Raw genomic sequence first — 13,355 nt, 5'->3', positions numbered from 1 at the left:
GAGCCGGGCGTGTACTTCGCCATGAACAGCCCGGCGGCGGTGGTCGGCAGCGATGCCGTGGCCGTGGCCCAGACCATCAGCAGCTGGGGCTTTGCCATCACGCCTGACGCGCTGCAAGCGGTGGCCCGGGACATCGGCGAGACCACTATCCTGGCCCGTGCCGGCGGTGCGCCGACCCTGGCGGTCGGGATCGCGCAGATCCTGCATTCGGTGTTGCCGGGCGAGAACACCATGGCGTTCTGGTACCACTTCGCGATCCTGTTCGAAGCGCTGTTCATCCTCACCGCGGTGGACGCCGGCACCCGTGCCGGGCGGTTCATGCTGCAGGATTTGCTGGGCTCGTTCGTGCCGGCCCTCAAGCGCACCGAATCCTGGACCGCCAACCTGATCGCCACCGCCGGTTGCGTGGCGCTGTGGGGTTATCTGCTGTACCAGGGCGTGATCGATCCGCTGGGCGGCATCAACACCTTGTGGCCGCTGTTCGGCATCTCCAACCAGATGCTGGCCGGTATCGCCCTGATGCTCGGCACCGTGGTGCTGATCAAGATGAAGCGCCAGCGCTACGTCTGGGTCACGCTGCTACCGGCGTCCTGGTTGCTGATCTGCACCACCACGGCGGGCCTGATCAAGCTGTTCGACGCCAACCCGGCGATCGGCTTCCTGGCCCTGGCGCGCAAATACAACGACGCCCTGGCCGCCGGCCAGATCCTGGCCCCGGCCAAGAGCGTCGAGCAGATGCAGCACGTGGTGTTCAACGCCTACACCAACGCGACGCTGACGGTGTTGTTCCTGTTCGTGGTGCTGAGCATCCTGTTCTACGCGCTCAAGGTCGGCGTCGCCGCCTGGAGCACGAAAGAACGCACGGACAAGGAAGCGCCATTCCAGGCCCTGCCGGACGCGTAACCAGAGGATTGCAACGATGTTCAATGACTTGAGTCGCCTGGGTAAATACCTCGGTCAGGCCGCCCGCCTGATGGTCGGCATGCCTGACTACGACAACTACGTCGAGCACATGCAAACCAAGCACCCCGACAAGCCGCTGATGGACTACGAAACGTTCTTCCGCGAACGCCAGGAGGCCCGTTACGGCGGCAAGGGCGGGCCGAAGTGCTGTTGAGGCACTTACCGGTGTGAGGTCACCCTTGTGGGAGCGAGCCTGCTCGCGATGCGGTGGATCAGTTGGCGATGAGGCTGCTGACCGTCCGCCATCGCGAGCAGGCTCGCTCCCACAGTTGTTTTGGGTGGCCTCAAAATTTGCATTAGCCACCGCTCCACAGTTGTATCGTGTGTTTTTTTCCCATTTCGCAGCAGGAGAATCCCGTTGTCCTCTCCCATCCCGGTCACCATCCTCAGCGGCTTCCTGGGCGCCGGCAAGACCACGCTGTTGCGTCATCTGCTCAAGGCCGAGCATGGCCTGAAAATCGCGGTGATCGAAAACGAATTCAGCGATGCAGGCATCGACACCCAATTGTTGGGCGCCGAGCCGGTGCAAGTCATGACCCTGGCCAACGGCTGCGTATGCTGCACCATCCACACCGACCTGACCAAGGCCCTGTACCTGTTGCTCGAGCGGCTGGACAGCGGTGAGATCGCTTTTGACCGTCTGGTGATCGAATGCACCGGCCTGGCCGACCCGGCCCCGGTAGCCCAGACGTTTTTCATCGATGAAGAACTGCGCGAGCGCTACATCCTCGACGGTATCCTGACCCTGGTGGACGCGGCCCATGCGGAGCTTCACCTGACCCAGGCCATCGCCCAGGCGCAGGTCGGCTTTGCCGACCGCCTGCTCCTGAGCAAGACCGACCTGGTGGACGCGGCCCATGTCGAGGCGCTGGGCGAGCGCCTGAGTCGCATCAACCGACGAGCGCCCGTCCGGGTCGTGGAGCACGGCAAGATCGACTTGGCCGAACTGCTCGATATCCGAGGCTTCAACCTGAATGCGGACCTGGGCGCTGGATTCAGCCTGCGACCGGTCATCAAGTCGACCCCTGGCGATCGCATCAGCAGCCTGGTGCTGCGCACCGACAAACCCCTGGACATCGACCGACTCAGCGACTTCATGAACCAATTGTTGGAAGAACATGGCAAGCAGTTGCTGCGCTACAAGGGGGTGCTGAACATTGCCGGCGAGCCCCGGCGATTGGTGTTCCAGGGCGTGCTCAAGTTGTACGGTTTCGATTGGGACACTGAATGGGCTCCCGACGAAGCCCGGGAAAGCGTGATCGTATTCATCGCCGACGAACTGCCGGAGGACAAGATCCGTGCCGGTTTCGAGGCCGCGCTACTGTGATTCACCCGCGCCTGCGGCCATCAGGAGTTGCTGTTCGAGATGGTCCAGGTGCTCATCCATCAGTCGCACCGCTTCATCCACCTTGCCGCTTTCCACGGCGTCCACGATTGCCAGGTGTTCCTGCCAGGCGCAATGCCTGCGGTACCTGCTCTCGTGGCGTGCCAACGCCAGGGAAGTCAAAGGCACCAGGCTGCCGAGAAATTGCGCCAATGGTGCATTGCCGGCCATCGCCGCCAGGTGCAGGTGAAACTCACCGGACAGGCGTATCGCCGCCCCACGCTCGCCGCGCTCCAGGCATTGTTGTTCCCGTGCCACCAGTTCTCTGAGGTGCCGTAGATCCCTGGGCTGCGGAGACCTGCAGGCCAGCCGCACCAGCGTTTGTTCGGCCAGGCGACGGGCGTGGAGGATCTGCCGGGTCTGCTCCAGGTCCGGCGCCGCGACCTGTGGCCGATGGTTGGGCCGCAAGATCACGACTTGCTGGTGGGACAGGCGCGCCAGAACGCGGCGGATGATGCTGCGACTGACGCCGAACACATCCCCCAGGCTTTGCTCGGTGAACCGGCTGGCCGGGGCGATGCGTTGTTCGAGGATGGCGTCGAAGATACGCGGGTAGATATCGTCCACCGATGGCTTGCCGACCTGGCCGGGCAGCGGGAGGGCTGCGAGCACGTTGCGCTGATGCTGATGAGACACAAGGTTATTCATGGCGGGCTCCGCAGGGCGTGATTCAAGTGCCGAGGTTGTCGTCCGGGATATTCAGTTCGATGCCCATGCGCTGGCCTTCCCGGAGGATGTGTCGACGCATTTCGGCGCTGGCCTGGGCGCTGTTTTTGGCGCGTATGGCGCGGACCACGGCTTCGTTCTCTTCCAGGCGTTCGGCCAGGTGCTCGGGCGAATTGCGCAGCACGCTGGCGCTTTGCTTGAGGGCATTGCTGGTCTGCTGGACCACACTGTGGAAAATCGGGTTGGACGTCAGGGCGAACAACGCCTCATGAAATGCGATGTAGGCGCTGGCACAGGCATCGTTGTCGTTGGCTTCCAGGGCTTCGCGCATGTCCATGAGGGTCAGGCGCAATTGCCCGACTTCCTGGCTGCTGATGGACTGGGCCACCAGGCCAACGATGAAGGGTTCCAGGGTATAACGCAGTTGCAGCACATCTTCCAGGCTGGCGCCGGCCACGGCAGCGCCTTCATGGAGATCGTCGAGGTTGGTCTCCAGCACGATGACGCCCTTGCCGGGCATCGAGCGTACCAGCCCCAGGGTTTCCAGCACGATCACCGCTTCCCGCAGGCTTGGCCGGCTGATGCCCAGTTGCTCGGCCAGCTCCCGTTGGCCGGGCAGCATCTCGCCCGAGCGCCATTGGCCCCGGGCCAGGGCCGCGCGTAGTTTCTCCACCACGGAATTGACGACGGTTGATGAACTGATCACAGGTGACTCCTTGGAAATCAATAGGCGGTGTCGGCCAGCGGACCGGCACCGCGGTCTTTCAGAACTGCTGCTGATGGGCGGTGCCCACCGGCTTGCGAGGTTGGAAGGTATAACCTTGTTGGCCGGACAACACCTTGCGCGCCCGAGATACATCGATGTCCTTTTCCCAGCGGGCGATGGCCACGGTGGCGACGCAGTTGCCGATCAGGTTGGTCAAGGCACGGCCGATACCCATGAACCAATCGACTGCCAGTACCAGCACCAGGCCGACCACCGGAATTGCCGGGATCGCTGTCAGCGTGGCGGCCAGAATCACCAGGGCCGAGCCGGGAATACCATGGGCCCCTTTGGATGTGATCAGCGACACCAGCAGGATGGTCAGCAAATCGGTCAGGGCCAGGGGCGTACCGGTGGCATTGGCGATGAAGACGATGGCCAGGGTCAGGTAGATCGAGAAGCCGTCCAGGTTGAACGAGTAACCGGTCGGAATGACCAATCCCACCGTGGAGCTGCCGACCCCAAGGTGTTCGAGTTTGCGCATGACTTGCGGCAGCACGGCGTCGGAAGAGGCTGTGCCAAGCACGATAAGCAACTCTTCACGCAGGTATTTGAGAAACGGCAGCATTGGCAGGCCCGATGCGCGCATCACCAGGCCCAGGATCAACGCAACGAAGGCCGCGCAGGTCAGATAGAACAGGCCGACGAGGCTGCCCAGGTGTTGCAGTGAATCCAGGCCATATTTGCTGGTGGTGAAGGCGATGGCACCGAAGACACCGATGGGGGCCAGGCGCACGATCATGCCCATGATGCGGAAAATCACATGGCTGAGTTCGTTGATCAGCCGCGATATACCGGAAGCGGCGTCGCCCACCAGGTTCAGGGCACTGCCGAACAGGACGGAAAACAACAGCACCTGCAGAATATTATTGTCGGCGAAAGCACCCAGTACCGAGGTCGGGATGAGGTTCATCAGGAATTGTGTCGTGGTCACCATGTGCTGGCCGCGCTGGGCGATGTCACCCACGTCCGCGGTGGAAAACTGCTCCAAGTGAATGTTGGCCCCGCTGCCGATGCCGGTGCTGAAGGCCAGGACCAGGCCAATGACCAAGGCGATGGTGGTGAGTACTTCGAAGTAGATGACCGACTTGAGGCCGATGCGCCCGACCTTCTTGAGGTCGCCAGCGCCGGAGATGCCACTGACCACGACGCAGAACACGATCAGGCCGATGAGCATCTTGATCAGCTTGATGAAGCCATCGCCGAGGGGTTTGAGCTGTGCGGAATATTCAGGGAGGGTAAGCCCGCAGACGATGCCGAGCATCAGTCCGAGGACGACTTGAAGGAAGATCGAACGCGAGCACCATTTGAGCATGGGAGGAATTCCTGGGTCGGTGTCCTTATCTCCAGCGCGAGGCGGTGGGCGTCAGGACTTCATTGTTGTGGTCTTACCGGTTTGTCCAGTGCGGGGTCAGTCTAGGCCCCATTTTCCGTCTTCCGCAAGCTGATTTTCCGAATTTGGCATGACCGGTCTTACCAGTTGGCGCGAAACCCTCGTGCTTGAGCCGTTGGAGGTGGCGAGGAAAATTCACCACCCTTGAGCCGGAAACATCCGCAACCCGGCCCGAACACGGATCAGCCGTGCCTTGCCTCAAGAATGCTAAGGATGAAAGTTATCCGAGACTTGTGTTCCGTCTCGGCGAGATAAAGATAAGGTGAACCTCGAACTTTTAATCCACCGATATATTTATTATTGGCAGTCATGAGCGAAACAGGCGTATGTCGTGCCTTGATATCGGCCCGGGTAATTACATTGTCCTGATGATTGATCAAAGTGACTACAATGGGATTGTCGATGTGTGAATCGGTGACGCCCAATACTTCCAGCCAACGTTTGCCGATCAACTTGTTGTAATACTCGCCCGGGTTTTTGATGAATAACCTGTAGCCTGTTTGCGTGGCATGAAAATCGAGCCTCAGCGGCTGCGCGGCGGCCCCCTGGCCATGGGCGCGCATCCCCAGCAGATGCGAGTGGTCCAGGGTCTGCGGCCTGCCGGTAAAGAAACCACCACTGAATGAACTGACCGTGGCCAATGCGGGTTTGCCGTGCAGCATTTCCAGCAGGTTGACGTGTGTGTCGGGCAGGCTGAGTGTTGCCTCGAAAGAATGTGTACGGTCCATGTAGTATTCGAATCCTTTACTGAGTTTCATAAGTTGCGCTGTTAAACGGAACCGATGGTAATGGAATTCTCAACAGGTGATGCCGCGTGTGTATTGCAAGGCGTTAAGTGGCACGGCGTTGAAGTTAAGAGTGGACTTCGAATGGGCTGGCGCGGCTCTTGTTGAAGACATGAAAAAAGGCCCGCATCTTCCGATGCGGGCCTTTTTTCATTGCGGTTGGCCGGCCTGATTAAGCGCCGTACACCGGCAGTTTCTTGCAGATGGCCTTGACCTTCTCACGAACGGCATCGATGACCGCTTCGTTGTTCAGGTCGGCCAGGATGTCGCAGATCCAGCCGGCCAGTTCCTTGCACTCGGCTTCCTTGAAACCGCGAGTGGTCACGGCCGGGGTGCCGAAGCGCAGGCCCGAGGTGACGAACGGCGAGCGTGGATCGTTTGGCACCGAGTTCTTGTTCACGGTGATGAATGCCTTGCCCAGCGCGGCGTCGGCGTCTTTGCCGGAGATGTCCTGCTTGATCAGCGACAGCAGGAACAGGTGGTTCTCGGTACCGCCGGACACCACGTCGAAGCCGCGCTCGATGAACACGCCAGCCATGGCCTTGGCGTTCTTCACGACCTGCTGCTGGTAAGCCTTGAACTCAGGCTGCAGTGCTTCCTTGAAGCAGATCGCCTTGGCGGCGATGACATGCTCCAGCGGGCCGCCCTGGGCGCCCGGGAATACGGCGGAGTTGAGCTTTTTCTCGATGTCGGCATTGGCGCGAGCCAGGATCAGGCCGCCACGTGGACCACGCAGGGTCTTGTGAGTGGTGGTGGTGACCACGTCGGCGAATGGCACCGGGTTCGGGTAGACGCCAGCGGCGACCAGGCCGGCTACGTGGGCCATGTCCACGAACAGGTAGGCACCGACCTTGTCGGCGATTTCGCGGAAACGGGCGAAATCCAGCACTTGGGAGTAGGCGGAGAAACCGGCCACGATCATCTTCGGCTTGTGTTCCAGGGCCAGGCGCTCGACTTCGTCGTAGTCGATCAGACCATTGCCGTCGATGCCGTACTGGATGGCGTTGTACAGCTTGCCGGAGGACGAAACGCTGGCACCGTGGGTCAGGTGACCGCCGTGGGCCAGGCTCATGCCCAGGATGGTGTCGCCGGCCGAGAGCAGCGCCAGATAGACGGCTGCGTTGGCCTGGGAACCGGCGTGGGGCTGGACGTTGGCGTAGTCGGCGCCGAACAGTTGCTTGGCGCGGTCGATGGCCAGTTGCTCGACCACGTCGACGTATTCGCAACCACCGTAGTAGCGCTTGCCCGGATAGCCTTCGGCGTACTTGTTGGTCAGAACCGAGCCTTGAGCTTCCATCACCGCGGGGCTGGTGTAGTTTTCCGAAGCGATCAGCTCAATGTGCTCTTCCTGGCGCTGAGCTTCTTGCTCCATGGCGGCAAAGAGATCGGCGTCGTACTTGGCAATAGTCAAATCACGGCTGAACATGGCGGTCCTCAAGGATCGGGGGCAGAAAAGGGGGGCATTCTAACCCAACCGCTTTTGGAAGGCATATGAAAGGAATTCAGCTTCAAGATGCAAGCGACAAGCTGCAAGCTAAATGCGGGCTGGCTTTGCTCCAGCTTGCCGCTTCAAGCTTGAAGCTTGCCGCTGCTTTAATCGAGCATGAACAACGCATCATTGCTGAACTGCGCTTCGAACCGGGTGGCCGGCATCGGGCGGCCGAACAGGTAACCCTGGACTTCGTCGCAGCCATGCTCGCGCAGGAAGTCGAGTTGTTCGTGGGTCTCGACGCCTTCGGCGATCACCGCCAGGTTGAGGCTGTGGGCCATGGCGATGATCGCCCGGGCGATCTGGGCGTCCTGTTCGCCGGAAGGCAGGCCATCGACGAAGGTGCGGTCGATTTTCAACACATCGATGGGGAATTGCTTGAGGTAGTTGAGGGACGAATAGCCGGTGCCGAAGTCATCCACGGCGATGCTCAGGCCCAGGTTCTTCAGCCCGGCCAGGATCTGCATCGCCTCGCTGACTTCGCGCATCAGGATACTCTCCGTCAGTTCCAGCTCCAGGCAGGCCGGCGGCAGGCCGGTGCTGCGCAGGATGTTGGCGATGCGTGTGCCGAGCTGGCCGTCGGAGAACTGCCGGGCCGAAATATTGACCGAAACCTTCGGCACCCGGACCCTGGCCTGGTGCCAGGTCTTGAGCTGGCGGCAGGCCTCGCTGATCACCCAATCGCCGACATCCACCACCAGCCCGAGCTCTTCGAGCACCGGGATGAAGTCCCCCGGCGGCACCAATCCACGCCGTGGATGGCGCCAGCGCAGCAGGGCTTCGGCGCCGGTCAAACGTTTGCCATCGCCGCTGAACTGCGGTTGGTAATACAGCACGAATTCGTTCTGTTCCAGGGCGTGGCGCAAGTCGCTTTCCAGTTCCAGGCGCTCCAGGGCGCTGGCGTTCATGTCCGCCTGGTAGAACTGGAAGTTGTTCTTGCCGCGCTCCTTGGCGTGGTACATGGCTGTGTCGGCGTTTTTCATCAGTTGGCTCAGTTCGTTGCCGTCCTGGGGGCTCAAGGCAATACCGATACTGGCGGTGACGAAGAATTCCCGACCTTCGAGCACGAAGGGGCGGACCAGGCTGGCGAGAATCTGCTCGGCGACGTTGATCGCCCGGTTCAGCGCCATTTCCCGGCTGGCGCGTGGTTGCAACAGCAACGTGAACTCGTCGCCCCCCATGCGCGCCACGGTGTCGTCGTCGGCGACGCAGCCGAGCAGCCGGGTGGCCATTTCCTTGAGCATCCGATCGCCGGCGGCATGGCCCAGGGAGTCGTTGATCGGCTTGAAACGGTCCAGGTCGAGGAACATCAGCACCACCCAGGTCTTCTGCCGCTCGGCCGATTGCAGCGCGGTGTGAAGGCGATCCTGGAACAACGTGCGGTTGGGCAGATGGGTGAGGGCGTCGTAGTAGGCCAGGCGATGGATGCGCTGTTCGCTGGCCTTGCGTTCGCTGATGTCGCTGAAGAAACAGACGTAGCTGGCCAGGTCGCCTTCGTCGTCCAGCACCGCCGTGATGCCGACCCAGGCCGGGTAATGTTCGCCGTTGCGGCGCTTGAGCCAGACTTCGCCTTCCCAGGTGCTGTGCTGCTCCAACTGCTTGAGCACATAACGCAAGTGGGCTTCCTGCTGATCGTCCACGGTCAGCATGTTGGGCAACTGGTCCAGCACCTGGGACACCGCATAACCGCTAACCCGGCTGAAGGCGTCATTGGCCTGGACGATGTAGCCGGCCGGGTCGGTGATCAGGATCGCCGAGGTCGAATGCTCGAATACGGTGGCGGCCATGCGCAGGTCTTTTTCAGCGCGCCGCTGCTGGCTGATATCGCGGCCGACGCCGAGTACCCCCTCGAATGCGCCGAGATCGTCCCAGACCAGCACCAGGCGCAGTTCGATTGGAATCTTGCGCCCGTCGGCCCGCAAGCAGTCGAACAGGAACAACTGGGTCTGCATCTGGTTGCGCAGCTCGGCCAGTTGCTCGGGCTTGTCGAGGGCCTTGCTGACCCGGTCCATCAACGTATAGATGCCGGTCAGCTGTTGCGGATTGGCAATGGTCGATTGCCAGCCGTTCTGGAAAATCCAGTCGGCGCTGTAGCCCAGTACTGCCTGGACCGACGGGCTGACGTAGTTGAGCGAAAGTTTGTTATCGGTGGAAAAGATCACGTCGCTGATGCTTTCGGCGAGCATCCGGTAGCGTTGTTCGCTATCGCGCAGTGATTCACTGGCCTCGATCTGTTCGGTGACGTCCTTGGCCACGCCGATGATCCGGGTCACCTGGTTGTGCCGGTCACGGGCCAGGGCCTGTTCGCGGATGTCGAAGCGACGCCATTTGCCGTTGCGATGGCGAAAGCGCAGTTGGCATTGCAACAGTTGCGTGTAGCCGCCGCGTCGCTGTTCCTGGCGCAGGTTGTGATAATGGTCGGCATCGTCGCTGTGCAACAGGATTTCCCAGAAGTACTCACCCATCTGGTGCAGTTCGGTGCGGTCGTACCCCAACGTCTGCCCCAGGTGATGGTTGCTGAAGATCATCCGCTGGCTGATGACGTCCTGCACATAGAGGTGATCCGGCACGGTGCGCACTACATCGGACCAGAAACCTTCGCGTTCGAGCAGCGACAACTCGATCAGCTTGCGACTGGTGATGTCGTTGATGCTCAGGATGACGGCGTTATAGTCCTGCTGCCTTTCCGGCAGGCGCAGTACCAGCCACAGGTGTTGATCGCGCCCATGGGCGTCCTGGAGCTTGATTTCCAGCTCCAGTTGTTTGTGTGGGTCGAGCAATGCTTCGAGCAGTTTCGAGCCGACGGGGCTACTGTCCTGCGGCCCATTGCCCACCAGCAGCCGCCAGGCTTGTTCACAGGAGTCGACGTTGAGCAATTGCAACGCCATCTGATTGACTTCAGTGATGCGCACTTCCTGTTGCAACTGCTCGAGCTGGTGCGGGTTTTTCATCCAGGCCCGCAATTGATCGCCATTGTGCAGGCCGGCCCTGGTAAAGAATGACTTGAGTCCCGACAGGTCGAGGACGCACAGGGCCACGCCGGTGCCTTCGAAAATGTCCTGATAGCGACGACGACCTTCGTGCAGCTGCCGTTGACGACGACGCATGTTCAGCAGCGCAATCACCGGCAGCATCGAAAATGCCAGCCCCAACAGGCATTTGCCAATGAAGGCCGGCAGCAGTTGTTCGAGCACCTGGCGCCGGTTGAAGAGTCCGCGCAATTGCCAGTCGCTGCTGCTCAGCGGTACGGTCAACACCGTGTTGTCCAAGTCATCGGGCGATACCCGGACGGGACTGGTTGCGGGTGGGCTCTCGTCACGGCTGACGATTTGCTGGTTGAGGCGGTTCTCTACCAGCCACTGCGGGCGCAGGCCCGTATCGGCCTGCTTGGTCAACGTCGAAAAAAAGCTTGGCGTGAGGCGCAGGGCCCAGTAGCCGCGGGTGCTGCCGGAGGCCTGGTGCAACAGCAGATGCACCACGGAACCATCGTCGGCATTACTGAAATAGTGCGCCTGGGCCCGGCTGCGGCGTACCAGCTCGGCCAGGTACTCGGCATCGTGACTGCTGGCATCGGTGTCGCTGAGCACCCGGCCGGAGGGGCTCAGCAGCACCAGGCTGCGCAGTTCGGGCAGTGATTGCCGGAGTTTTCGCAACAGGGCCTGCTGTTCGTCGGCCGTCTGCGGTTCTTCGACGATCGGTAGGAGATTGAGGGCGATTTGCGCATTCAAGGCCATGTTCAGGCTGACTTGCGCGGCCAGATCGGCGGTGTAATCGATGGTGTATTGGCGCTGTTGCTGCTGAGTGACGCGCAGTTGGTCGAGCAGTTGCCAGAAAAGCAATCCGAGCAGCAACAATACCAATGTGGCCAGCGCGCCCTTCAATGTCCCGCGCAGGGGCGAGCCAGGCACAGCATCCGGTGCGCGTGGGGACAGGGTCGGCGTGACATTGGACAAGCTGTAATCCTGCAGTTTGCTGGACTGGCGCGACGTGCACTATAAGCTGGACGCCCGAAGGGCGGCTAGCATGCCTTGAGTTGTGGCAAAGTGCCAGTCCCTGGCGGCTGGACCTTGACGGACGGTTGAGGTAGCTTTGCCGGTCAAACAAGAGCGTTCCAGCTCCAGATTCCCAGGCTTTATCCGCCCGCAGGCATTGATGACCGTCAACTGCCGGCGCCGCGCATGGCCCGGCTCGTTCTTTTCACCTGTCACAGACGCTAGGTTCACCATGGCTCAATACGTCTTCACCATGCATCGGCTGAGCAAAGTTGTTCCGCCGAAGCGGGAAATCCTGAAAAACATTTCGCTGTCGTTCTTTCCCGGCGCCAAGATCGGCGTGCTGGGCCTCAACGGTTCGGGTAAATCCACGTTGCTGAAAATCATGGCCGGCGTCGATAAGGAATTCGACGGCGAAGCCCGTCCGATGCCGGACCTGAACATCGGCTACCTGCCCCAGGAGCCTCAGCTGGATCCCACCAAGACCGTGCGTGAGGTGGTCGAGGAAGCGGTCAGCGTGATCAAGGACGCCCAGGCCCGCCTGGACGAGGTTTACGCTGCCTACGCCGATCCGGATGCCGATTTCGACAAATTGGCCGCCGAGCAGGCCAAGCTCGAGGCGATCCTGCAAGCCAGCGACGGTCACAACCTGGAGCGCCAGCTGGAAGTCGCCGCCGATGCGCTGCGCCTGCCGGCCTGGGAAGCGAAGGTCGAACACCTTTCCGGTGGTGAAAAACGCCGTGTGGCCCTGTGCCGCTTGCTGCTGTCCGCCCCGGACATGCTGCTGCTCGACGAACCGACCAACCACCTGGATGCCGATTCCGTCGCCTGGCTCGAACACTTCCTGCACGACTTCCCGGGCACCGTGGTCGCGATCACGCACGACCGTTACTTCCTGGACAACGTCGCTGGCTGGATCCTGGAGCTCGACCGCGGCGCGGGCATTCCGTACGAGGGCAACTATTCGGGCTGGCTGGAAGCCAAGTCCGAGCGTCTGGCCCAGGAATCCAAGCAGCAGTCGGCCCATGAAAAAGCCATGAAGGAAGAACTGGAGTGGGTGCGCAAAGGCGCCAAGGCCCGTCAGTCCAAATCCAAGGCTCGTCTGCAACGCTTCGAGGAAATGCAGTCCCAGGAATTCCAGAAGCGCAGCGAAACCAACGAGATCTACATCCCGGCCGGTCCGCGCCTGGGTGACAAGGTCATCGAATTCAAGAACGTCACCAAGGGCTACGGCGACCGCGTGCTGATCGACAACCTGTCGTTCTCCATGCCCAAGGGCGCCATCGTTGGTGTCATCGGCGGTAACGGTGCGGGTAAATCCACGCTGTTCCGTATGCTGATGGGCAAGGAAACCCCGGATTCTGGCACCATCGAAATCGGCGAAACCGTGCAACTGGCCTGCGTCGACCAGAGCCGCGAGGACCTGGACGGCAGCAAGACCGTGTTCCAGCAGATCTCCGACGGTTCCGACCAGATCCGCATCGGCAACTATGAAATCCCGTCGCGCACCTACGTGGGCCGTTTCAACTTCAAGGGCGGCGACCAGCAGAAGTTCGTCAAGGACCTGTCCGGCGGTGAACGCGGCCGCCTGCACCTGGCGTTGACGTTGAAGGAGGGTGGCAACGTCCTGCTGCTCGACGAACCGTCCAACGACCTCGACGTTGAAACCTTGCGCTCGCTGGAAGAAGCCTTGCTGGACTTCCCTGGCGCCGCCATTGTGATCTCCCACGACCGGTGGTTCCTCGACCGCGTGGCGACTCACATCCTGGCGTACGAAGACGACTCCCAGGCGGTGTTCTTCGAAGGCAACTACACCGAGTACGAAGCCGACCGCAAGAAACGCCTCGGCGAAGCGGCTGCCCAGCCTCATCGCGTACGGCACAAGAAACTGGCCTGATTATTGTGGGAGCGAGCCCTGCT

Annotated in this window: 10 protein-coding genes; 4 read left to right on the top strand and 6 right to left on the bottom strand. The window is 61.2% G+C overall.

The annotated features are described in order from the left end of the window. The 3 genes from EGM97_RS20860 to yjiA form a co-directional block, all read left to right on the top strand. On the top strand, positions 1 to 903 hold a 903-nt coding region (locus EGM97_RS20860; protein ID WP_477788843.1), incomplete at its 5' end, for a carbon starvation CstA family protein. Positions 904 to 919: 16 nt separating this feature from the next. After that, positions 920 to 1,117: a YbdD/YjiX family protein gene (locus EGM97_RS20855; RefSeq protein WP_144921505.1), complete on the top strand. Its 198-nt coding sequence runs from the start codon at positions 920 to 922 to the stop codon at positions 1,115 to 1,117. A gap of 204 nt (positions 1,118 to 1,321) precedes the next feature. Then, positions 1,322 to 2,290, top strand: a complete 969-nt coding sequence (gene yjiA / locus EGM97_RS20850; protein WP_238963880.1) for a GTPase — start codon at positions 1,322 to 1,324, stop codon at positions 2,288 to 2,290. On the opposite strand, the gene EGM97_RS20845 is transcribed toward yjiA, so the two are convergent. The 6 genes from EGM97_RS20845 to EGM97_RS20820 form a co-directional block, all read right to left on the bottom strand. Beyond that, complete coding sequence (locus EGM97_RS20845; protein ID WP_238963882.1) at positions 2,282 to 2,995, bottom strand: GntR family transcriptional regulator; 714 nt, start codon at positions 2,993 to 2,995, stop codon at positions 2,282 to 2,284. The genes yjiA and EGM97_RS20845 overlap by 9 nt on opposite strands. 22 nt (positions 2,996 to 3,017) lie before the next feature. Next, positions 3,018 to 3,719: a FadR/GntR family transcriptional regulator gene (locus tag EGM97_RS20840; RefSeq protein WP_238963883.1), complete on the bottom strand. Its 702-nt coding sequence runs from the start codon at positions 3,717 to 3,719 to the stop codon at positions 3,018 to 3,020. Between the two features lie 58 nt (positions 3,720 to 3,777). Then, the gene (locus tag EGM97_RS20835) at positions 3,778 to 5,091 is read right to left on the bottom strand and encodes a C4-dicarboxylate transporter DctA (protein ID WP_238963885.1); all 1,314 of its coding nucleotides are present in this window, start codon (positions 5,089 to 5,091) and stop codon (positions 3,778 to 3,780) included. Positions 5,092 to 5,351: 260 nt separating this feature from the next. Beyond that, on the bottom strand, positions 5,352 to 5,897 hold the full coding sequence (locus EGM97_RS20830) for a hypothetical protein (RefSeq protein WP_238963886.1): 546 nt from the start codon (positions 5,895 to 5,897) through the stop codon (positions 5,352 to 5,354). Positions 5,898 to 6,126: 229 nt separating this feature from the next. Beyond that, the gene (gene glyA, locus EGM97_RS20825; protein WP_053153674.1) at positions 6,127 to 7,380 is read right to left on the bottom strand and encodes a serine hydroxymethyltransferase; all 1,254 of its coding nucleotides are present in this window, start codon (positions 7,378 to 7,380) and stop codon (positions 6,127 to 6,129) included. Positions 7,381 to 7,547: 167 nt separating this feature from the next. Continuing rightward, complete coding sequence (locus tag EGM97_RS20820; RefSeq protein ID WP_238963888.1) at positions 7,548 to 11,396, bottom strand: sensor domain-containing protein; 3,849 nt, start codon at positions 11,394 to 11,396, stop codon at positions 7,548 to 7,550. Positions 11,397 to 11,667: 271 nt separating this feature from the next. Here EGM97_RS20820 and ettA point away from each other — a divergent pair, with 271 nt between their 5' ends. Beyond that, positions 11,668 to 13,332 (top strand): energy-dependent translational throttle protein EttA, encoded by a 1,665-nt coding sequence (gene ettA, locus EGM97_RS20815; protein WP_238963895.1) that lies wholly within the window; start codon positions 11,668 to 11,670, stop codon positions 13,330 to 13,332. Positions 13,333 to 13,355: the final 23 nt, after the last annotated feature.

This window comes from Pseudomonas sp. AF32 (assembly GCF_022342325.2).
Classification (GTDB): domain Bacteria; phylum Pseudomonadota; class Gammaproteobacteria; order Pseudomonadales; family Pseudomonadaceae; genus Aquipseudomonas; species Aquipseudomonas uvaldensis.
Note: the sequence above shows the minus strand (reverse complement) of the source record. Positions and strands in the feature narration are given on the sequence as shown.